Below are 21,846 nucleotides of genomic sequence, written 5' to 3'. Positions count from 1 at the left end.
GCATTGCGCTGCATCAATTCGGTTCTGGTTGCATTGAGGCCGTGCTATTCTGGCGTGCGGTCTCTTTCTTGTGCGAGCGCTTTGCGAAACGCTGAGCCCGCGATGCCGGACTTCCAATCCCTGTGTATTTAACGGATTGCTTTTGGGAATTGCACAATGCTGCAGGTGAATAAGCCTTCGTCGGAGATCAATCGCGACTATGCCGAGGCCGAAAATACGCCGGCGCAAACGCTCACCTCCTATGTCGAGATCGTCCGCCGGCAGTTTCCGACCATCGTCGCGATCGTCTCGGCCTGCCTGATCCTGGCGCTGCTCTATCTCTTCACCGCCGCGCCGCAATTCACCTCCACCGCATCGATGGTGATCGACACCCGCAAGGTGCAGCTGTTCCAGCAACAATCGGTGCTCGGCGATATCGCGGTGGATTCGGCGACGGTTGAGACCCAGGTCGAGATTTTGAAATCCGAGAATATCAGCCTCGCGGTGATCCGCGACCTGCATCTCATTGACGATCCCGAATTCACCGGCTCGGGCGGCGGCCTGCTCGGCACAATCATTGGTGCCGTCTCAGGCCTGTTCTCTGATCGGCCTGCCGCGTCTGAATTTGAGCAGACTCGTAAGGCGCTCGGCTTGTTCGAGAAGAACCGCACCATCAAGCGGCTTGGGCTGACCTATGTCATGGAGATCGGCTACACCTCGAAGGACCCGGCCAAGGCCGCGCGGGTCGCCAACGCCATCGCGGACGCCTACATCGTCGATCAACTCGAGGCAAAATATCAGGCGACCCGCCGCGCCAGCGTCTGGCTGCAGGACCGCATCAAGGAGCTGCGCACCCAAGCCTCCGCCGCCCAGAAGGCGGTGGTCGATTTCAAGACCGCCAACAACATCATCGCCACTGGCAAGGGGCTGATAAACGAGCAGCAGCTCGCCGAGGTCAACAGCCAGCTCATCATGGCGCATGCGGCGACCGCCGAAGCAAAGGCTCGGCTTGACCGCTTGAATGATATCTTCAAGCAGGAGATTCCGGATGCCTCGGTCGCCGACGCGCTGAAGAACGACACAATCGTCAAGCTGCGCGGCCAATATGTCGACATGAGCTCCAAGGAATCGATCTGGGCGATGAAGTACGGCTCGGATCACTTGGCGGCCGTCAATTTGCGTAGGCAGATGGCGGAGATCAAGAAGAACATCCTGGACGAGCTCAAGCGCATCCAGGAGTCCTACAAAAGCGACTACGACATCGCGCTGACCCGCGAGGAGAGCATCAAGGGAAGCCTCGCTAATGTCGTGTCGGAATCCCAGCTCACCAACCAGGCGCAGGTGCAGCTGCGCGAGCTCGAAAGCACCGCGCAGTCCTATCAGGCGATGTATGACAATTTCCTCCAGCGCTACATGGAGAGCGTGCAGCAGCAGTCGTTCCCGATCACCGAGGCGCGGGTGATCAGCGCGGCAACAACGCCGCTGGTGAAGAGTGCCCCGAAGTCATTGATTGTCTTGGCGGGCAGCCTGCTCGGTGGCCTAATGCTGGCGTTCGGCGCAGCGATGGCGCGCGAGCTCACCGACAAGGTGTTTCGCACCACCGGCCAGGTCGAGGAACTGCTGGGCGCGAACTGCATCGCGATCCTGCCGGCGCTCGGCGCAACCGCAACCCTTGGGCTCGGCGAAAAAATGCACATCGGCAAGCTCGCCCGGAAGGGCAATCCGGAGCCCGACCTGCTGCGCTACGTCGTCGAGAACCCGCTGTCGCGCTTCGCAGAAGCCGTGCGTTCGGTGAAGGTAGCGGTAGATCTCAACTCGATTGTGCGCGAAAACCGCGTGCTGGCCACCACCTCGACCCTGCCGAACGAGGGGAAGAGCACGCTCTCGACCAATCTCGCTCAGTTGATGGCGCACGGCGGCGCGCGTGTCATCCTGGTCGATGCCGATTTGCGCAACCCGTCCCTGTCGCGCGCGCTGGTGCCCGATGCCAGGATCGGCCTCGTCGACGTGGTCGGCCAAAAGGCCCGGCTCGAGGACGCGTTGGTCGTCGATCCCGAGACCAAGCTCTCGATCCTGCCGGCCGGCACGACCTCAAAGCTGCTGCACACCAACGAGATCCTTGCCTCGAAAGCGATGCATGCGCTGGTTACCGAGCTCCGATCAAAATTCGACTACGTGGTGCTGGACATGCCACCGATGGCGCCGGTGGTGGACGTACGAGTCACGTCGTCCTTCGTCGATTCCTACGTGTTCGTGGTGGAGTGGGGCAGGACTAAGATCGACGTGGTCAAGCACAATCTGCGCGGCTCGCCGGAGATCCACGACAAGCTGCTCGGCGTCGTCCTGAACAAGGCCGACACCAAGGCGCTGGCGCGGTACGAATCCTACCACGGCCGGTACTACTATCAGAAATACTACGCCCGTTATGGGTATGTCGAATAGCGGTCACTGGCTGGCAGTAACGACCCTTCGCAGCCAATTTCTGCTGTGCGGTCTGCTAGGCGTCATTTGGTCTTACGCTGCCCTGCCATCGTTTTGGCTAACGGTGCCAGCACACAACGTTGCATCGCGGATCATAGCGGGTGAGCGCTTTAAGCCGGAAATCTTGCCGCAGATGCTTTCGCAAATGGAAGCTGCTCCTCGTCCCGGCATGGTGCAATCGGAGTATTATCGAGCCCAGGCGCTAATCGGAGTAAGTGCCGGCGAAGTGGCGGCTCAGGGCAGCGGCTCGGATTTTGATCGCGAGATCAGTGACGCAGAGAGCAGGCTCAGGGCCGCGCTTTCGGTCACCCCATCTGATGCGTTCCTTTGGCTGTTGCTGTATTCAGTTGGCACAGCCCGCAACGGATTTGATCCTGCGTATGTCAGGCTTGTCGAAAAGTCCTATATTGCCGGCCCGCATGAAGGCTGGATTGCGCTTCGGCGCAATCGGCTGGCCCTGGCGGTATTTGCGCTGTTGAATGATATAACCCAAAAGGCTGTTGTTACCGAATTTTCTGAGTTGGTTGACTCAGACTTCATTGATGCAGCAGCGGCCAACCTAACCACTATCGGCTGGGAACATCGCGCGCCGCTCCTTGCGGGATTAGAACAGACCGATGTCGCCAGCCGAGAAAGCTTAGCCCGCCGTCTATCGCGCGACGGGTTCAAGGTACCAATTCCTGGCGTCGATCGCGACGATCGCCTGTGGAGACGGTGAGAGTGTATTGATGAAGCGTTCCCTGAACTTCCGTCGGTTGAGCCTAGGGGTACTGGCGAACGCTTACGATAAGCTCGTAATCGCGGGTATACAGCTCTTTCTGGTGCCGGTCTTGGCCCTCCACTGGGGCATCCAAATTTACGGTACGTGGGTCCTACTATCGACCATTCCGAGCTTCCTTTCGGCCAGCGACCTTGGCTTTGCCACAGCCGCGGGGACGCGTATGACGATGTTGGCGTCTCGCGGAGAGAACGAGGAAGTGTTCAGATCTTCCGTGCTCGTATGGCCGACTTCGGCAAACATCATGCCGGCGTCATGAGTTGAGCCATGATCGTCGACGGGTCCCAGCTTCTTGGCAATGCTGATCAATTTGAGAGCGATGTCACAATTGTCGGCGCCGGAGCCATCGGGCTCACCTTGGCGATTCGGCTGGCACAGCTTGGCAAGTCTGTCGTCGTCCTGGAGGCAGGCGATACATCTCCCAGAGTTGACTACGTGCAGTTGAATGAAGGGATCAATCAAGGCTTCCAACATCGGGGTCTGCTCCAAGGCAGAATGAAAGCATTGGGCGGCACAACTCGTCTCTGGGGCGGACAATTGGTCCCGTTCGAAGCAAGAGATTTTGAGAGCCGCGCTTACGAGGGTAAGAAACGCTGGCCAGTATCGTATACCGAGATCCAGCCGTTTTTCAGTGAGGCTTTCAAGATCTTGGGCGTCGGAGAGGGGCTACAGGACACGGAACGAGTCTGGCGACTTGTAACAAAGAGACCGTCTGAATTTGGAAAAGACCTTACGTTGGGAATGAATCTGTGGCTGCCCCAGCCTGACTTCAGCCAGCTCTTTCGGCGCTGGTTGCATGATCCGAACGGGCCGCGGATCGTTACAAAATCGGAAGTAAGGCGCCTTTTGTTCGAAAAAGGCCGTGTTCACGCACTTGAAATTGCCACTGCTGGTGGCGAAACTCGCCGCCTTACGTGCCGGCAGCTGGTTCTCGCTAACGGCACATTTGAGGCGGTTCGTCTCCTGTTGCGCGCCGTCGAAGCTCCAGGATCCCCACTTCAAAATAACAGAAACATCGGAAAATTCTTTATCGACCATTTGCACGGGATTGCAGGGGCGATCACTGTGCAGAATCAGACGCGGCTGCGCGACCTATTCGATCACGTTTTCTATAACCGACACAAATACAGCGTGAAAATTCGCACGACCAATGAGTTTTCCGAGAGGCTAATGATTGCGAATTGTGTCGGCACGATCAACACGCCCAATAGCGCAGGTTCGATGCTTCGAGATGGGCTTATGCTGGCGAGGCGGATCGTTGACTTGTCGCAATGGCGGCAATCGATGGCCGCAGCGAACGATGCGAGCAAAATGGCTCGCATTTTGCTCCCGCTTGCGTGGCGGTATTTGATCGAACGCCGCTCAACCAGCTTGCTCGATAAGGGCGCATTCCTCGGCCTCGAAATCGAGCAAATTCCCACCTCGGCGAGCTACATGAGGCTCGATGCGTCGCAGCACCCAGATGATGCTCCGATTGCTCTGCACTGGGCATTTGACGGCCGGGAAATGCGAGCTGCTAACGAGGTCTGCAAAGCAATCGATGCGGAATTTCGAGCGTCCGGTTTGGGCGAGATTCACATTGATCCCCGCATCCTCGATGAGGATCAGAGCTTTTTGACCAGCTGCCACGATTCCTACCACCATATGGGAGGTGCTTGCATGGGCGAAAATGCCGAGGAAGCTGTCGTGGATCGGAATCTGAAGGTTTTCGGCACGGACAATCTTTACGTCTCTGGGGCCGCGACTTTTCCTTCCGGAAGCTTCGCAAATCCCACGTTGACGGCGATAGCTTTCGGTTTGAGGCTGGCAAAATCTCTTGGGCAGCTCTGATGTTGGATGGACAGATCGTCTTTGGGTGCGCCAGACTAAAGGGCGGGGCCTATGCTCGAAGCTCAGCTCGCTTAATCGAATATTGCTTGCGTGTAGGTATCCGCCATTTTGACACCGCACCATCCTATGGCATGGGAACGGCGGAAGCCGTTGTGGGGGATGTCGTTTCGGGGGTAAGTGATGTGTTCATTTCCGCCAAAGTCGGTTCAGTTCGGCCAATTCACGCGATTCTCCGCACTTACGCGAGTGCTCTCAAGAGCTTCATGCCGGCGCGCCTAAAGCTCCCCGGTCCGGCCGCAGCTCCACTGCCTACACGAGTATTCGCCCACCAACATAGATTCGACTTCTCGCCTGCAGCAATGAAGGAGTCCTTAGATCAGACGCGCGGCCGTCTGCGCCGAGATCGGCTGGACTATTTGTTTTTGCACGAAGCTCCTGCCTTGGAGTTGATACGACCCGCCATCGAGGTTCTCGAGCAGGAGAAGGGGCGGGGTGCTGCAACGGAAATTGGGTACGCAAGTGGCCAGTACTTCGATCGCGGCTTTGATGCGTTTCTTCCTTCCGGTTTTGTACCGCAGTTTGCAGCCCGGCCATCTGATCTCCAACTCGACGCCACGGGTCTTTCAAAAACTCACTTCCTGCACACTATTGCCAGTGCTGGGTTTGCATTGCAGAAGTCTGATGCTGCGTTTGGCGCGAAACTGAGCCGAATAGCAGCGCCACTCGCGAGATCGGCGCGTCTGGATCTAACCGCGCTCGAGATCGCAATCTTTTTCATTGTCCTGCACGCTACCTTTCCCTCGGCCAAGCTAATATTCGCTTCGACCAGCCACGAGCGGGTGAGAGGTTTTGTCGAGGCTATGTGTCTTCTCGAAAACTCCATCGGTGTTGCCGCAGTGCTGCGCACGCTATCCCTTTCGAAGGAGGATGCCGGTGAATCTTAAGCGTGTGACCGTTGGCGTGGCCGCAAACGTCTACGATAAGCTTGTTATTGCCGGAGTGCAGCTTCTCGTCGTGCCCGTCCTGGCCGTGCACTGGGGGGTAGAAGGATATGGTGCGTGGGTCATTCTTGCAGCAGTGCCAAGTTTCCTTTCAGTGAGCGATTTGGGATTTGCGACTGCTGCAGGAAATCAGATGACCATGCTTGCCGCACGCGGAATGCACGCTGATACCGTTCGCGTGTTCCAGAGTGCTTGGGCAGTCATTTTGACGTCATCGCTTTTCGCAGTCCTGGGCGCGCTGCTGATCGTCTGGAGTATTCCTTCTGTAGCGTGGCCAAGCTTCTCGTCAATGACGCCCTATTCGTCGCGTCTTACGCTTTCGCTGTTGATCACGTACGCGGTCGTTTCTCTTCAAGGTAGCATTTTCATGGCTGGCTTCCGGTGTGCCGGCCTGTTTGCGCTGGGCGCGTTTTGGTCTGCGAATACGATTCTGTTCGAGAACGTGTGCATGGTCGTCGTGGTCATCCTAGGCTATGGGCCCGAATATGCTGCTGCAACGCTCGTCGCGGCGCGCATTTTCGCGCTTTTGGTCCAGAACCTGCTCCTGAGGATTAATGTTCCTTGGCTGAAGATAGGCTTCGAAAAAGCGGACCGGGCGGAGGCGCTTGGTCTCCTCAAGCCAGCTCTAGCGGTTCTCGCTGTCCCGCTTGGACAGGCGGCGTTCCTTCAGGGCTCAACCCTCGCTCTCGGAGCCGCTCTCTCCAGCATGGCCGTACCCGTTTTCACCGCGACAAGAACCTTCTCGCGAATAGGGATTCAGCTCACACAGTTGCTCACACACGCGATCATGCCCGAGTTTTCAGCAGCCGTCGCAAGGAAGGACCGACGGAGCGAATTTCTCATCGTTCTGTTAACTGTGTCCGTGGCGCTGGCTGTCGCGCTGCCGTTTGCTATCGTACTCATTCTGTTCGGTCCGCAGTTAATAGCCCTTTGGACGCGCCAACTCATCATTCCCGGTCGAGAGTTGGTCGCTCTGATGGCGCTGACGGTAGTATTGGGCGGCTTTTGGAGTCCACTATCGAACTTGATTTTGGCGATCAACCGCCATGCAGGGTTTGCTTTACCCTTCCTCTTTCTTAGCGCGGCAACGATACCGATGACTTTTGTCTGCTCCCGATTAATAGGACCAGCTGGTGCCGCCCTATCAGTCGTGGTTCTTGATTTTATCATGTGCGTGGTCATCGTGAAGCAGGCGAAAACGCTCTTCTACCGACCGGACGATCCATTGCAGGCGATTGCGGGCTATTTGGCAGGCGGTCTAACTCGATTGAGGTTCTGGCATTGATTTCAGCCAATCGAGGCCAGCTTTTGCCCCCAGCATTTCATCGAGTTTGCTTCGTCATCAAGCACATTGGTGACTATCATGCGAGCAGGCTTTCCCGTTGCCAGCAAGAGCTGCATTTGGCTGGCCACGAGTTGGTCGCTATTGAGGCTTCCAGATCATCCTCCTTCTATGCCCACCGGCAGCGAAGAGCTGCAGCCATCAAAGCAGGCATCCGCTGTATCAAACTTCCTGAGATCGCAAGCAAGCGGAAGCGAGCTCTTGCCCTCTGGCGTGCCCTAAAGCGACTTGAACCAAGCCATGTTTTTACGATCGGATATTCTGACGACTTGGCACTGATCTCGCTACTGTTTGCGAAAGTGCACCGCCTACCAATATTTTTCATGTCGGACAGCAAAGCGGATGACCAGGAACGCAGCACTTGGTCCGAATGGATCAAGGCCGGCTTGCTTCGCCTGTTCGATGGCGCGCTCGTCGCGGGCGCCAGACACCGTTCGTACTTTCGATCGCTTGGGATGAGCGGCCCGATTGAAATCGGCTATGACGTAATCGACAACGCGTTCTTTCGAGCTCGGGGTGCCAAACTGGAACGGCGAGCTCCGTTCCTTCTCCGTAAAGGCATCTTGCCCGAACGATATGTCATTTGTGTCAGCCGGCTCGTCGGTCGCAAGCGGGTTGATGTGGCTTTGCGGATATATGTGGCGAGCGGCGCTCCACAGCACGGTGTTCGCTTCATGCTCATCGGAGCGGGACCCGAAGAAGCCGCGATTTCAGAGACGGCAAGACAGCTCGGCATCGGCGAAATGATCTGTCACCTTCGAGACGTTCCGAACAGCATCATGCCGATCTTCTATCGGAGATCCGAGGCCCTGCTCTTGACATCAGAGTACGATCAATGGGGCCTCTGCGTGAACGAAGCGATGGCCTTGGGGATCCCCTGCATCGTAACCAGCCGGTGTGGCGTTGCTGGCGAAATCGTAAAGCACGGCAAATCGGGATTTGTAGTCCCTCCTGGCGAGGTCGAGATTGCGGCAGGTTTGTTGCGGCAGCTGCTTTCCGACAAGAGTTTGAGAAATGCAATGTCCTTGTCGGCAACCAATACAATCGATCAATGGGACCTGCCCCGGTTTAGTGCTGGAGTGGCGAGATTGGTCGAGGGACGTTCAGGTACATGAGCGAGAGCGGGATGGGGCGAAAATACCTAATCGTCAATGCATTTGGCCGGTCAAACCGGGGGGATTCGGTCCTGTTGGACGAATGCATCGAACAGATTCGAACGGTCGATCCGGGCGCCAAAATCATGGGCATATTGTTCGAAGGTGTTGCCTCTGCACAAGCCGCGCATCCAGGCGTAGAGTGGAGTGACCGTATCGGAAATTCCTCGCGATTTTCGGGCCCCTTGGGACGCCTTGAGCAACTCGTGTACCTTTTTGTGGCCTGGATTGCGTGTGCAACCGGCTTGTTTGGGTTCGCGCAAATCCTTCCGCAGAGCCAGCGCCAGACGGTGATGGCTTATCAGGCTGCCGACTTCGTAATCAGTGCGCCTGGTGGATATATCCACGACGTCAATTTGTCCTACGTCATTGCGCTACTGCACATCCATTTTGGAACTTTGGTTGGAGCCAAAACTGTTCTGGCTCCACAGAGCATTGGACCGGTGAAGTCGAAGCTTGGAGCTGCGATGACGCGCTTTGTCCTGTCGGCCTGTGCGCTGATGTGCGTGCGAGAAGGCTACTCTCAGCAGTTTCTCATCGCAGAGCTAGGCATTGATCCGGAAAAGGTAGTGGTAACTGGTGATAGCGCTTTCTGGAATCTGCATGTAACCAAGAATAGATCCGAGATCGAGCAGCTTCTGCAGGATATTGGTTTAGAAAAAGGTGAGCAGTTCGTCGGCGCAACTGTTGTCGATTGGCCATTTCCCCACAGGGCAAATCCGGCCGAAGACAGGACCAAGTACGAGGACGGCTTGGTATATATTTTTGATAAGCTGCATCGTGAGCACAAGCTGAGGACCATCGTCTTCAATCAAGTAGCCAGTGATCTGGATCTAGCTCAAAGGATCGCGGACCGTTGTGGCGCGCATGTTCTCGTCCACAAGACGGAAACCGAGCCTGAAATCCTTCGAGCGGCAATCGGACGAGCGCGAATCTTCGTCGGAACACGATTTCACTCCTGCATTTTTGCGATGATGGAGGCGCGGCCGTTAACCGCGATCTCGTACCTGCCGAAGACGGAGTTCATCATGAAGGATCTGGGCTTGCAAGATCTGGCGATCGATATTGTATCTATGGACCGCCATGCCTTGAGCCGCTTAGTCGCGGAGAGCCTGGAGCAAGAGAACGCTGTATCTGCCCGCATAAATGAAGCCGTTAATCGCTACAGGAGTACAAAGATGCACTTCGGCGAGGCCCTGGCTCGGGTTCTGGACACCGAGAGAGAGCCGCAACTGAAGGACGCCGTCTCGTGATTGGCGGATCCTCGTTTGCGGACAAGATCGCTGTCTTTCACCCGGGGACGCAGCATTCGTGGCAGACTGCGCTCGCCTTGCAGCGGCTTGGACGGCTTCAATTTTACGCGACGTCGATCTTCTATCAGCCGGATCGGTGGCCGTATCGGATTGAACGGATGATGTCTTCGCCTCTCCGAGAAAGGGTGCATTACGAATTTCGTCGATTCAGCAATCCAGCTCTTGATACTGACCTCGTTAAGACCGTTGGAGTCTCTGAGTGGATAGAGCGATTGGCATACCGCGCCGGATTTCGTCAGCTCTCGAAAAAGATTGATCAGTTCGGAAATGCAAGATTTGCAGACTTACTAAGATCAGAAATCGAGTCCTCCCGGAGCTTTGATTTGTGGGGGTATAGCAGCTCGTCGGTCCAAGCGTTTCGGACGGCGAAAGCCGCCGGAAGGGCTTGCATTCTCGATCGGACCATCGGCGACGGGAGGGAGCACAATCTCATAATGGATGAGTTATATGAGACCCATCCGGAATTCTTCTCCAGCAATTCATACCGAATACCGACCGACCGCATCGAACGCGACGACGAGGAGTATAGCCTGGCGAATGTGATCCTGACGGGATCGCCTTTTGCCGCGGATTCGGTGAGGAAACATGCGTCCGACGGTTCGGTGGGTGGCCGGCTACGCGTCTTGAATTATTGCTTTGATGAGCACTTGTTCGGGAATTTCAACCGGACTGACGATACCCCCCGGTCCGGGCCCGTTCGCTTCCTGTTTCTTGGTCAGGCCGGTGTACGGAAGGGGATTCATCTCATCCTCAAGGTGTTCGAAAAGATTCCACGCGAACTGGCTACTGTGCAGATCGTTGGAGATATGCTTGTGCCCAAAGCGATCTTCTCGAAATATTCAGAACGATTCACCTACCGACCGACTGTCCCTCGTGCGGATGTTCCTTCCATCATGAGGAATGCAGACGTTCTGATCTTTCCCAGTTATTTCGAGGGCTCCGCTCTCGTTCTTCTGGAGGCGATGGCTTCCGGACTGGCGCTTATTCAATCAAAAAATGCCGGCGTGGCGGTCACGCCCGAGACGGGGATAATGTTGGCCGAACTCACAGAAGAAGCTCTCCAATCAGCGGTGATGGAAGTGATATCCGATCGTGAGAGGCTGGCTTCGTTCAAGGCGAACGCGCAACGCGAAGCTCAGAAGTATACGTTCGCGCATTATCAGTCGTCGATCGCATCCTTGCTTGATGGACCGTTCTAGCCTGGCTGAAGCGTCCAGAGTTTCATTATGAATTCAGGTGAGGCAAAGAGCGCGAAACATGCTAAAGCCCGTAGACAGACGAATTGTACTCGCAGGACTGGCCTCCGGAACGGTGTGGCTGGCTGGACCAGCGTGCTCTGAAGAGTGGTCCAAGCGATTGCTTCCGATCAGTCAGGTTCGCGGTGCGCAAATACCCTCGTCAGTGACGCGAATAGAATGTCTCGGGGACGGGCCAATTCCCGTGAGTCTGGTCTTCGAATGCGACCCGCGCATTGATGCGGCTTTCTTGGCTACTCACCCTTCGGCAACCTTCACTGTCGCAGACGGCCGAAACTTCCGTCTAAGTCCTGAAACGGTCTTTGTTGAAGCGTTCGGCGCCGTCGGAGACGGACGTGCTAATGATCAAGGGGCCATTCAACGTGCCATAAAATATGCAGAGACATTCGGCGCCGGAACGGTGCGGTTCAATCAGCGCGCTTATGCTGTCTGGTGTCCACAGCGGACGAGCAATCCTGACAACAACAATGCATACGACGGTCACTCGATCGTCGTCGAAGGTCAGATCGCCTTCGTCGGACGTGAGGATGAGACCCGAATCCTGTTTCGAAGCCAGGATGGCCAGGAACTTCACTCCAAGTGGCAAACGGTGAACGGGAAGGTCTGGCGAGGAGCAGGTATATTCTTGAAGGGATGGCGATCGCCTCCTTCAGACCGTTCAGAGCTACCGTCGGTGACGCTCACTAACATGGAATTAGATGGCGGATGCGATCGGACCGACGTTTATAGCTATCCGGCCGATGTCTCGACCGGAGAGGGCTGGGACCTCACGCATAAGGGCCTTTGGGCCGAAAACGATCGGGCGACCGGCGACTGGACCCTGGTTCGCTCCAAAGTCGTACGCTTTAGGGGAGAGGTGTTCTATCAGGGCGGCGCTCATCATGGGGCGCTCACCGGCCGGGACGTTGTTATGGGGCAAACTAACGCGGATATTCTCAATCCGTGCGGGACGAACTTGGATATCGAAAGGGGCTATTTTTTTGATGGCAACCAGGGCTGGGAGGGCTGGACCGGCGCTCATGGAAGATTGATAGCTTGTACTTTCGAAAATTGTAGATCGATGGGCGGGCTTCAAGGAGGAATAGCGCGGCCGAGCAAGATACCTGGCAACTCCAGAAATGAGCCGACGCAATTTTCCGCGGGAGAGATTCCGTGGCTTGATCTCGATATCAACGTGATCGATTGCGGTCCGGTATATATTGGGAGCTGGGTGAGAGGCCGGATTGATATAACGGATAGCTTCCTGGCCCTGTCGACGAAGGTCTATCCGCGGATATCGGATGTGATCCTTAACATTTCGGCGCGCTGTCGCAAAAAAGGCATGCCCTGCGTTGTCTCCATTACTGCCGGAGAAAGCGTTCCTAACCTGATCAAGGACGTCACGATAAAGATTCAGTTGGATGAATCCGCGCAACAGGTTCGTTTTGCGCGACTCGTATCTCAACGCGGAAATCTGGATGATACGTCCAACATCTCCATTACACGCGGGCCTTAGGCGCATTCCGCCCAACACCTCTAATAAGAGTTAGCATTTGACTTTATCGAAAGCGCTGAAATGGTAGAAAATCTCGTAGATGCACCGCTGATCTATGCCGCGCTGTTCAATTTCGTTGTGTGGCTCGCGATCGGCTTCGTGGTTGTCAAAGTCTGGCATGCTCCGGTCTATCATCCCTTCGTGATTTACCTGCTCTACCACTTCGTCGGATTTATCGTTCGGCCGCTTCTGATCTATCTGGACGGAAAATCATTCATCTGGCTGCGCGTCGGAATTACACCGACTTCTGAGGACATCGTCCGAGTGACGGCGATCGCAAATGTTGCTCTCGTTGCCACGTTCCTTGGGTTTGCGTTTGCAAAGCGTGCCAAAAGCATCATTCCGGCTATCGCTCCCGTTCGGTTTGTTGTCCTGCGGCCTCTTGCGTTCTACGTCGCGGTCTTTGTGATGGGCGCGGCGGGGCTTTACGGCACCTACCGAGCCTACGGCGACGCGGGGCTCCAGTCGGTCAATGGGTTTCAGGTCACGAGGGACGCCGAGGGCGGACAGCGTCTCGTTGGCATATCTGGATACACCCTGGCACTCGCTGAATTTCTTCCCATCATTTGCATCGTGCTGTATCTGTGCAAGGGGTCGATCAGGACGCTCTCTGTTTTCTTCATGGCCGCCTTTGTCGCTCTTCGGATGTACATTGGTGCACAGCGGCTTTCGTTCGTCGTCGTTCTTGTCAGCGTATTTTTTGTGTCGCTCATTGAGGCTCGCAGGCGATATCCAGGTGCTTTGATCATCGTTGGAGTCTTGTTCGGCGGCCTGTTGTTCGACATCGTCGGACATGATCGCTACGTGGTGCGTCGGGTTGTGCTTGGAGATGCCGATATTTCGTCAATATGGACGTCCTACGTGGCTGATCGCGGTAGCAAAAGTTCGATGGACGTCGTTGAGTTCGATAGCGCGACCGTAGCAGCAATGGTTGTCGACGAACGGGCGGGTTATTCCTATGGCACGCAATATCTTCGGCTACTATATTGGCCAATCCCCCGACAGCTGTGGCCTGACAAGCCGGTTTTCACGTCAATCGTTAATCTCAACGAGTATGGAAATTTCTCGTCGATGACTACGACTCTCTATGTCGACGTGTATATGGTCTACGGGTTCCTTTCATTGATCCCTATGATGTTCTTCTTAGGAGTGGTCCAGAGTCGTCTCTATGACGCGGCAGTAAGGACGACCAGCCCGTTCTTGTTTTCTTTCTTCTGGATATTCCTCATCTATTTCAAAACTATCTTGCGAGATGGCGGAGTGACGGTGGTGTACTTCTGGGCCTTCTCGATGATCGCTGCTTCTATCCTAATCGCTGTCGGAAGGATCAGACTGCAACGGGAGATGATGGTGGTTCGCCCGAGACAAGTTTATTCGAGGGCGACTACATTGCGTCCCAATGGCTAAAGGCCAACTAAATAGGCCTCAGTTGCAAGTCGGATTGCGGAACAACTGCTTGGCGACTCCAGAACTGGACGCATGAACGGCGCCGTATGCGTCAACGCGAGAATGGCGTTTGCTGCGGAGTTCCGTCAAATGCCTCGCGGCTTCTCGGAGATAGTCGACTGCATCCTGGTTGAAGTTTGAATTTGCCGGAATGATCAGCCCATTCGATCCAACTTGGCTCGCTATGCATCCGCGATCGAATGCAATGATGAGATTACCCGCCGACAAAGCTTCAAATACAACCGTCGGTTCGGCCTCGTGCGAGTACTGGGTCGGAAACACGAAAATATCTATGTCCCGATAAAATGTATCTTTCGATGATCCGTAAAGAGGTCCGCGATACTCAAGGACATCGCGTAAGTCGTGAGTTGCGCTCTCCACCAACCTGCGATCGGTTTCACTTGCAACGGGTCCGGCAAGGATTGCTCTCACCAAAAGACCTTGCGCCTGAGCTGACTCTACCAGCTTCAAGAACGTATGAAGTCCCTTCTCTTTCGTAAGATTGCTGAGAAGTCCGATAGTCAGTGGTCCGGTCGGCGTTTGGAAATCCCAGTCCGGCTCGACAAAAGCCGAGTTTGAAACGATGCAAGCCCTCGGTTCGATCCCATAAGCCATTGCGAATTTTGTGCTCATGATAGGGCACAAGAATACGTGAGTAAGGGTCGGTCCGCCGGCACCCAGAAGCAGGCGCAGAAGTAGTCTTGGGCGATCGATGTAGGCAAAGCTATGGTGGTGCAGAGCAGTCGGATAGCGGCAGATCCGAGCTAGGGCGGCGAGGAATATAATGTACGCCAAACCCCGATCACCTTCGCAGACGAGGTAGCAGCGACGACCGGTCCTAAAGGTATGTCTCAGCAGAATGGTGCCCGCAGTGAGTACCCGAAGCGCTCTATGGATGTGCTTTGATAATCCCGTCTGCCCAGCGTCGGGCGCGATATTCGCGGTGCGAACGTCGTGACTGCCTTTGATGGCATCGATCATGCGGCCGGTAATATAGGACAGCCCCGTTACGGGCGGCGGTAGCTGACCGATTGCCACTATGAATTCGTCGTTTGAGTTCACGAGGGCAATGCCCGCTTAAACATAAAGTCAGCTTGGAGTGGGCCTCTCGTTGGATCGACGTGCTGGTTGAAGACGCCTCGGAGCTCAAAGCCACGATGGTTAAGAAAATCGATAACTTCGCCAACCAGAGCTTGGCCCTCGTAGAGTTCCACGTAGGACGCTTCGACGTAGAGGGTATCAAACGACGGGAGGAGTTCTTCGCAACCGCGCAGCACCTCGAGTTCGAAGCCCTGAACATCGATCTTGAGGAGCGCGGGAAAAACGATCTGATCTTCTTGCAAGAGAGTAGTCAGTCGACGAAGTTCGACCTTCTTTGTCGTATTCACTTGCGTTCCGAACGCTTCAATTTGCGTGGCTGCCGGCGCAAGCATCGAGGAGGAGTCGTTTGCGTTCGCTACGTTGATGGTTGCTTCAGTGTCGGCTGATCCAATTCCGCATCGATAGAGGTGAACATTTGCATCATCTTGGAATATCTTCTTGTATGTACTCCAGCAATCGTCCAGGGGCTCGAAACTAAAGATGTTCGCTTTGGGATACTGCTCACGTGCAAACAATGCGAACTGACCGACGTTTGCTCCGATGTCGACAACACTTCGATATTCGACATCGCGAAGAGCTGAGCTGTGTTCGATGCTCGCAGCAACCCCCAACTTGAGTGCGCGGCGACCGGACGATGAGCCTGCTGCGTGGAGCAGTTTGCGAATGCGGATGAGAAGCAGATTCATTTGGCAAGGCTCAGCGGAAGGAAAGTTCGGTCAATACGCCGAGGGGCGAGCGAAGGTGACCATCACCGTTGCTACCACAATCCTCGCATCCAACCACAAGCTCCAATTATTAATGTACCACAGATCATGCTCCACGCGCTTCTCCATCATCTCGAGCGCGCGGGTTTCTCCGCGGTAACCATTAACCTGGGCCCAGCCGGTGATGCCGGGCTTGACGTGGTGGCGGTAGGCGTAGTTGCCGATGATCTGCTCATATTCGGTGTTGTGGGCGGCCGCGTGGGGGCGGGGGCCGACCAGCGACATGTCGCCCTTGAGCACGTTGAAGAGCTGCGGCAGCTCGTCGATCGAGGTCTTGCGCAGCCATTTGCCGATGGCGGTCACGCGCGGGTCGTTCTTCTGCGCCTGCACGATTTTCGGGCCGTCCTCGAGCACGCGCATGGTGCGGAACTTGTAGATCTTGAAGGCGCGGCCGTTGAAGCCGTTGCGGGTCTGGCGGAAGAACACCGGCCCCTTCGAGGTCGCCTTGATCAGCACGGCGGTCACCAGCATCACGGGGGCGAACACGATCAGCGCCAGGGCCGTGCCGGCAAGGTCGAGCGTGCGCTTGAGCGCGCGTTCCTTCCGTGACAGCGGGGCGCGGCGCAGCTCCGCGGTGAAGGTGTTGCCTGTCGATTGCAGCGGATAGCGCAGGAAGCGCGCGGCGTGGGCATCGGGCACCAGATGCACGGGAACGGGCAGGATCTTCAGCGCGTCCAGGATGCTGTCGATCGCGTGCTGCCGGCTCCAGTTCATCAGCAGGAAGATGTGCTCGACCCGGTTCTCGCGCGCATAGGCGATCAGCTCGTCAAAGCGCGGCGCGATCGCCGACAGCAGCAGCGGCGAGGCGAGGTCGGCGGAGCGGATCTCCATGATCCGCATCAGGCGATAGCCGTGCTGGGCGAGGTCCATCATGGTGTTGGAGGCCGCCGGCAGCCCGAATTCGGCGATCATCACCGCGCGGCTGTTGGCGAACGCGCCGGTCGCGAGCGCCCTCGCGGTCCAGCGCCCGGCCGCCAGCTTCCAGGCCAGCAGCACCGTGAGGCCGACCAGGTAGAACGAGAGCGTGGTGCCGCGGGAAAACTCCTCGCTGACCTTCATGGTGAAGGCGATCGCCAGCAGCGCGCCGAACAGCCCGGTCCACGTCGTCACCGTGGTTCGGAACGCGCGCGACAGGCTGGTGATGTTCTTGAGCCGATAACCGTGCTGGACCGTGGTCAGCAGGATGAAGTTGATGGCGACCAGGACGCTGGCCGCGGCGTAGACATTGGCCTTGCCGAGCGCTGATTGGGTGTAGAGATGATAGGCGACCGCGCAGCCGATGCCGCTCAGTACCACCAGCAGCCCGTCGATGACCATCACCAGCCGCTCCACAACCAGTGGGCGAAGAAAACTCCACGCAAGACCTTGAGGTGCCGGCGAAACTGGCTCCACCACGCGAATTTCCGCAGCCGAATCAGGGACGGAAGCAGGTCGAGCCGATAAAAGTGTCATCGCGCTAATGCTCACTTAGGATCAAATCACTATCCGAATACACCGTGCTATCGGGCAGAATCGCAATTAAAACAAGGCGGAGGAAAAAGTAACCTTACCCCGAATGGATTGATTGTAGCGCATTTGCCCTCACCCGATATGCCAAAGTTCACAGTTCGTTAGGATGCCTTCAGTGCCTCAGACTCGATCCAGGCGACGCTCCAGCCGGTATGTGGCGATCGGTCTTGCGACCGCTGCCGTCCTGGGCTTGGCCATAATCGCACTGCGCCCCGCTTCGCTGCCTTCGCGGCCGGCATCGAACCCCGCGGCCGCGGCAAGTCTGCTCCTCGACGGACCCTACGCGGCGCGCTTTGCCGGCGAATTGATCGCGCTCAAGCGGGGCTTTTTCACTTCCCAGATCGCCTTGCGCCCGCACCCTGACGACCCGAACTTCGTTGAAACGATCGCACGCGAGCATGCCATAGGCGTGACAACCGGCCAAAAATTTCTGCTGGCCGCTTGGCGCGGCGTTCCCGTAACGGCGTTCGCCGCAAGCTTCCTCGACACATCGATTGCGATTTTTACCCTGGAAAGCTCTGGGTTGCGTCGTCCGCCCGACCTCGTCGGCAAACGCGTCGGCTACCGCAAGGCGAGCGAAGGAGACGTAATCTTCGATGCGATGATGGCGCAGTTGGGCCTGCCGCGCAGCCAGGTAACGAAAGTGGCCGATCGCGACAGCTTCGATGCGCTCCGTGGCGGTGAGGTCGACGCCATCATCGCCGCGCTCGATGACCAGCCAAGTCCGTCCGGTGCGGGTTACCTCCGGCTGAACGTGATCAAACCGCAGGACTACGGCATTCATGTCCCGGGGCTGGTCTATTTCGCGAGCAATGACCTCATTCATGACCGTCCATCCATTATCACGGACGTGCTCCAAGGCCTTATCCGCGGCTGGCAGTTCGTCTATAGCGATTATGCACGGAGCGTGCCTGTTCTCGCCGGCCTTGCCCCCGAAAGGCTTGGCCCGGACCGCCTGAAAGCCGAGTTACAGCAGCAGCGGAGCCTCATCTTGCCAACCGGTGGCCGCATCGCCGACTACGACGAAAGCCGCTGGAGGACCCTTCGGGACATCCTGATGTTCGCGAAGCTGGGCGAGGAGGAGGTACCGCTCGCCCAAGCAGTCAACTATCAATTCCTTCGCGATGTTTACCGTCGCTCGCCGGACCTTGGCGCTCCGGGCGCCTGGAACGGCGAGAACTAGGGCCAAGAAGCCACAGTTCTGCACCATATCGCTCCAAGTTTGAATCCGGTGCCTCGGAACGGTTGCGTTCCTCCGTCAGGCCTTGGTAATCTAGCCCAACGATTTTAGGGCGATTTCTAGGGTTGGTTGATGGGTCTCAGTGCTGCCGAGACGGTCCCCGCGGGGGCTGAGTGGCTTCACCGGTGAATTCTGTTGGGGCAAAGGAGCTTTACGAATGTTCAGGTCGTTTGCGCGGGTCAGTCTTTTGGCATTGGCCGCTTCCTTGGGGGCAGCGAGCAGTGCAAATGCCGCCATGCAGATGTCCGCAAGCGCGGCTCTGCTCACAGGCGCTGCTCAGGTAACGCCGGTTACCTTTTGGGCACAACCGTATCCGTACCGTTATGTGCCGTCGCGTCACTGCCCGCTGGTTCGGGTCGAGACCCCGTACGGCTGGTATCTGGACCGCGTCTGCGCGCCCGAGGGACCGATCCTCCGACGGGCTTACTGATCCCGCGTCAGCTGGACCAGCTGATGTTTGGTAGAGAAGGCAGCCGTGCGGCTCGCGCGGCTGCTCCGCCTATTTTACTGCCAATGGCGTGCTTTAAGTTTACGCATCCTGTTGCAGTTCACCATTAATGGCCTTGCCCGCCTGAGCAGGCTGCTCAACAGTGAAGATTGTGTTAGCAATTGGGAGCGCGCACGAGCCTGGCTGCCGGCACTCCGTGGCACGGGAAAGGGCTGAGCTTTCGGCTTTCGCAATCGGAAGACCGAGTAGGGGTAACGTATGATGGGGACTTCAACCTACGACCTTTCGGGCAAGCGGATCTTCGTCGCCGGTCATCGAGGCATGGTCGGTTCTGCCGTCGTGCGGCGTCTTGCTTCAGAAAATTGTACGGTACTTTCCGCCGATCGTCGCGAGTTGGACCTGACCAAGGAGGAGCCGACGCTGCGGTGGCTGGAGTCCAACCGTCCCGACGCGGTGGTGCACGCTGCTGCAAAAGTCGGGGGGATCGCTGCTAACAGCAACTTCCCCGTCGACTTTCTCTGCGAGAATCTCGCTATCGAACTCAACGTGATCCGCGCAAGCCACGCCATCGGCGTTCAGCGCCTGTTGTTTCTGGGCTCGTCTTGCATTTATCCCAAGCATGCCAAACAGCCGATAGCCGAGAGCGAATTGCTCACCGGGCCGCTTGAGCCGACCAACGAATGGTACGCCATCGCGAAAATCGCGGGTCTCAAGATGTGCCAGGCCTATCGTCGCCAATATGGAGACGATTACATTTCGGCGATGCCCACCAACTTGTACGGCCGTGGCGATAACTATCATCCCGATCACAGTCACGTACCGGCCGCACTGATCCGCCGCTTCCATGAAGCAAAGCTCGCGCAAGCGCCGACCGTGAGTGTCTGGGGCACGGGGACGCCGCTTCGCGAGTTTCTCAATGTCGACGATTTCGCCGACGCGTGTATCTTCCTTCTGAAGAATTATTCAAGCGACCTGCCGATCAATGTCGGTAGCGGCGATGAATTGTCGATCGGAGATTTCGCGGCAACGGTTGCAGACGTCGTTGGCTATCGGGGTAACCTGGTCTTCGACACGTCCAAGCCCGATGGGACGCCGCGCAAGCTGCTCGATAGCTCGCGGGTGCGAGCCCTTGGTTGGCACCCGAATATTCCTCTGCGCGCCGGTCTCGCCGCTGCGTATCAGGATTTTCTAAAGGGCTACGGCCGTCATCTGGAGGTTAGCGCCACCAGCTAAGCTCAACTATTCTGCCTATAATAATTTGACCCCTGAAAAACTTACTTGGATTGCGCCTTTATGCGTGTTCTTTTGGTCGGCATCAATTATGCCCCCGATCTGATCGGAGTGGCGAAATACAACAGCGAGCTCTGCGAAAGCCTCGTCGCCGAAGGTCACGACGTCAGAGTGATCACAGCACCGCCTTATTATCCCGCCTGGAAGATTCCTCCACGCTTCAGTAGTTGTTACTTCAGAACGAGGCATATCGATGGCGTTCGGGTCACGCGTACGCCGATCTATGTCCCTGGACATCCGTCGGGAGCGAAGCGGCTCATCCATCATGCATCGTTCGCACTCTCGAGCGCAGTGCCGGCCCTCGCGAATGCGCTCTCCTGGCGACCAGACGTCATGATCGCGGTAGCCCCGTCTCTGATGTCGGCTGCCTTCGTCTCGTTCGTTGCTCGTCGCGTCGGCGCCAAATCGTGGCTCCACATCCAGGATTTCGAGGTCGATGCAGCGTTCGATCTTGGTCTGCTGCGCAACGGTTTCTTGCGCAAATGGATGCTTCGGACTGAAGCAGCGATTCTCAAATCCTTCGATCATGTTTCGACTATCTCTCAGCCGATGATGGATCGCCTGATCCTCAAAGGCGTGGGCCTCAATAAAGCAGTTGAGGTCAGAAACTGGATTGATACCCGGGCGATCTGCCCCGCTTCGCGGATGACGAAATATCGCGAGCAGCTCAAGCTTGGCGAGACCGACATCGTTGCGCTCTACTCCGGAACGATGTCGAAAAAGCAAGGGCTTGAATTCGTGATCGAGGCCGCGATCGGGTTGGAGCAAAGCCATCCACATATTCGCTTTATCCTTGCCGGCGACGGACCAGATAAGATGAGGCTCGAGCAAATGGCGGTCGGGCATCCCAACATCCATTTTTTCGGGCTTCAGCCCAAGGAAAACTTCAACGAGTTGTTGGCAACTGCAGATTTCCACCTGATTCCGCAGAAGGCGGAGGCGGCCGATCTGGTGTTGCCTTCCAAGCTTGGCGCGATCTTCGCGTCCGCTCGGCCCGTCATCGCCATGGCCGAAGAGGGTACGGGGCTTGCGGCGGAAGTGACCGGCGCGGGCCTTGTGATTCCACCTGGAGATTCGTCCGCCCTTCAAGCCGCAATTTGCCAGCTTAGTGAGGCATCCGCCCTCCGCGAGCATTACGGGGAGGAAGGAAGAACGCGCGCTCTTGATCGGTGGGACCGACAAACAATTGTTGGTCGGTGGTCGGAAGTCATGGCGGACGGGCGCAAGTCGACAGGGCCGAAGGGTATCAGACCGATAAGCGCTAACGACAACATTGGACTTCCAGTGGAGGATGCGGTTCGCTTGCCCTGAGGCGTCTGACCTCAACTGCGGAGAGATGACGTCTGCTGACGAACGAGAGCAGCCAAAGGTGAGCGCCGG

16 protein-coding genes are annotated in these 21,846 nt (G+C 56.8%); 13 read left to right on the top strand and 3 right to left on the bottom strand.

Features of this window, described 5'->3' with window-relative positions; translation table 11 throughout:
* Positions 1-156: 156 nt before the first annotated feature.
* From IVB27_RS02030 to IVB27_RS01985, 10 genes are all read left to right on the top strand, one after another.
* Positions 157-2,421, top strand: a complete 2,265-nt coding sequence (locus IVB27_RS02030; RefSeq protein WP_247440996.1) for a succinoglycan biosynthesis protein ExoP — start codon at positions 157-159, stop codon at positions 2,419-2,421.
* Positions 2,411-3,178: a hypothetical protein gene (locus IVB27_RS02025; RefSeq protein WP_247440994.1), complete on the top strand. Its 768-nt coding sequence runs from the start codon at positions 2,411-2,413 to the stop codon at positions 3,176-3,178. Before IVB27_RS02030 ends, IVB27_RS02025 begins: the two co-directional genes overlap by 11 nt.
* Before the next feature lie 327 nt (positions 3,179-3,505).
* Complete coding sequence (locus IVB27_RS02020; protein WP_247440992.1) at positions 3,506-5,068, top strand: FAD-dependent oxidoreductase; 1,563 nt, start codon at positions 3,506-3,508, stop codon at positions 5,066-5,068.
* A complete protein-coding gene (locus IVB27_RS02015; RefSeq protein WP_247440990.1) occupies positions 5,068-6,012 on the top strand; it encodes an aldo/keto reductase in 945 nt (314 codons plus the stop codon). Before IVB27_RS02020 ends, IVB27_RS02015 begins: the two co-directional genes overlap by 1 nt.
* On the top strand, positions 6,002-7,354 hold the full coding sequence (locus IVB27_RS02010; protein WP_247440988.1) for a lipopolysaccharide biosynthesis protein: 1,353 nt from the start codon (positions 6,002-6,004) through the stop codon (positions 7,352-7,354). The genes IVB27_RS02015 and IVB27_RS02010 overlap by 11 nt, the downstream gene beginning before the upstream one ends.
* Positions 7,351-8,526, top strand: coding sequence for a glycosyltransferase (locus tag IVB27_RS02005; RefSeq protein WP_247440986.1), 1,176 nt, complete (start codon positions 7,351-7,353; stop codon positions 8,524-8,526). Before IVB27_RS02010 ends, IVB27_RS02005 begins: the two co-directional genes overlap by 4 nt.
* Positions 8,523-9,818 carry a polysaccharide pyruvyl transferase family protein gene (locus IVB27_RS02000; RefSeq protein ID WP_247440984.1) on the top strand — a complete coding sequence of 432 codons (1,296 nt, stop codon included), beginning with the start codon at positions 8,523-8,525 and terminating at the stop codon, positions 9,816-9,818. Before IVB27_RS02005 ends, IVB27_RS02000 begins: the two co-directional genes overlap by 4 nt.
* Entirely contained in the window at positions 9,815-11,077 is a 1,263-nt protein-coding gene (locus tag IVB27_RS43165) for a glycosyltransferase family 4 protein (RefSeq protein WP_247440982.1), read from the top strand. The genes IVB27_RS02000 and IVB27_RS43165 overlap by 4 nt, the downstream gene beginning before the upstream one ends.
* 241 nt (positions 11,078-11,318) lie before the next feature.
* The gene (locus tag IVB27_RS01990; RefSeq protein ID WP_247440980.1) at positions 11,319-12,629 is read left to right on the top strand and encodes a hypothetical protein; all 1,311 of its coding nucleotides are present in this window, start codon (positions 11,319-11,321) and stop codon (positions 12,627-12,629) included.
* A 60-nt stretch (positions 12,630-12,689) separates the two neighbouring features.
* Positions 12,690-14,075 carry a hypothetical protein gene (locus IVB27_RS01985; protein ID WP_247440978.1) on the top strand — a complete coding sequence of 462 codons (1,386 nt, stop codon included), beginning with the start codon at positions 12,690-12,692 and terminating at the stop codon, positions 14,073-14,075.
* 18 nt (positions 14,076-14,093) lie between these two features.
* Here IVB27_RS01985 and IVB27_RS01980 read toward each other — a convergent pair whose 3' ends face one another.
* The 3 genes from IVB27_RS01980 to IVB27_RS01970 all read right to left on the bottom strand — a co-directional run bounded on the left by IVB27_RS01980 (position 14,094) and on the right by IVB27_RS01970 (position 17,296).
* A complete protein-coding gene (locus IVB27_RS01980; RefSeq protein ID WP_247440976.1) occupies positions 14,094-14,747 on the bottom strand; it encodes a glycosyltransferase in 654 nt (217 codons plus the stop codon).
* 425 nt (positions 14,748-15,172) lie between these two features.
* Positions 15,173-15,901 (bottom strand): FkbM family methyltransferase, encoded by a 729-nt coding sequence (locus tag IVB27_RS01975; protein ID WP_247440974.1) that lies wholly within the window; start codon positions 15,899-15,901, stop codon positions 15,173-15,175.
* Positions 15,902-15,931: 30 nt separating this feature from the next.
* Positions 15,932-17,296: an undecaprenyl-phosphate glucose phosphotransferase gene (locus IVB27_RS01970; RefSeq protein WP_247441180.1), complete on the bottom strand. Its 1,365-nt coding sequence runs from the start codon at positions 17,294-17,296 to the stop codon at positions 15,932-15,934.
* Between the two features lie 346 nt (positions 17,297-17,642).
* Here IVB27_RS01970 and IVB27_RS01965 point away from each other — a divergent pair, with 346 nt between their 5' ends.
* The 3 genes from IVB27_RS01965 (at position 17,643) to IVB27_RS01955 (ending at position 21,777) form a co-directional block, all read left to right on the top strand.
* The gene (locus IVB27_RS01965) at positions 17,643-18,671 is read left to right on the top strand and encodes an ABC transporter substrate-binding protein (RefSeq protein WP_247440972.1); all 1,029 of its coding nucleotides are present in this window, start codon (positions 17,643-17,645) and stop codon (positions 18,669-18,671) included.
* A 763-nt stretch (positions 18,672-19,434) separates the two neighbouring features.
* The gene (locus IVB27_RS01960) at positions 19,435-20,409 is read left to right on the top strand and encodes a GDP-L-fucose synthase family protein (protein WP_247440970.1); all 975 of its coding nucleotides are present in this window, start codon (positions 19,435-19,437) and stop codon (positions 20,407-20,409) included.
* A 60-nt stretch (positions 20,410-20,469) separates the two neighbouring features.
* Positions 20,470-21,777 (top strand): WcaI family glycosyltransferase, encoded by a 1,308-nt coding sequence (locus tag IVB27_RS01955; protein ID WP_247440969.1) that lies wholly within the window; start codon positions 20,470-20,472, stop codon positions 21,775-21,777.
* Positions 21,778-21,846: the final 69 nt, after the last annotated feature.

Origin of the sequence: Bradyrhizobium sp. 197 (genome assembly GCF_023073375.1) — a bacterium.
GTDB lineage: Bacteria > Pseudomonadota > Alphaproteobacteria > Rhizobiales > Xanthobacteraceae > Bradyrhizobium.
This window is presented reverse-complemented; position numbering and strand designations above follow the sequence as displayed.

What these genes read in the sequence shown, in the direction of transcription:
- IVB27_RS02030 (WP_247440996.1), top strand. Translation starts at nt 157, where the DNA reads ATGCTGCAGGTGAATAAGCCTTCGTCGGAGATCAATCGCGACTATGCC.
- IVB27_RS02025 (WP_247440994.1), top strand. Translation starts at nt 2,411, where the DNA reads ATGTCGAATAGCGGTCACTGGCTGGCAGTAACGACCCTTCGCAGCCAA.
- IVB27_RS02020 (WP_247440992.1), top strand. Translation starts at nt 3,506, where the DNA reads ATGATCGTCGACGGGTCCCAGCTTCTTGGCAATGCTGATCAATTTGAG.
- IVB27_RS02015 (WP_247440990.1), top strand. Translation starts at nt 5,068, where the DNA reads ATGTTGGATGGACAGATCGTCTTTGGGTGCGCCAGACTAAAGGGCGGG.
- IVB27_RS02000 (WP_247440984.1), top strand. Translation starts at nt 8,523, where the DNA reads ATGAGCGAGAGCGGGATGGGGCGAAAATACCTAATCGTCAATGCATTT.
- IVB27_RS01985 (WP_247440978.1), top strand. Translation starts at nt 12,690, where the DNA reads ATGGTAGAAAATCTCGTAGATGCACCGCTGATCTATGCCGCGCTGTTC.
- IVB27_RS01980 (WP_247440976.1), bottom strand. Translation starts at nt 14,747, where the DNA reads ATGAGCACAAAATTCGCAATGGCTTATGGGATCGAACCGAGGGCTTGC.
- IVB27_RS01975 (WP_247440974.1), bottom strand. Translation starts at nt 15,901, where the DNA reads ATGAATCTGCTTCTCATCCGCATTCGCAAACTGCTCCACGCAGCAGGC.
- IVB27_RS01970 (WP_247441180.1), bottom strand. Translation starts at nt 17,296, where the DNA reads ATGGTCATCGACGGGCTGCTGGTGGTACTGAGCGGCATCGGCTGCGCG.
- IVB27_RS01960 (WP_247440970.1), top strand. Translation starts at nt 19,435, where the DNA reads ATGATGGGGACTTCAACCTACGACCTTTCGGGCAAGCGGATCTTCGTC.
- IVB27_RS01955 (WP_247440969.1), top strand. Translation starts at nt 20,470, where the DNA reads ATGCGTGTTCTTTTGGTCGGCATCAATTATGCCCCCGATCTGATCGGA.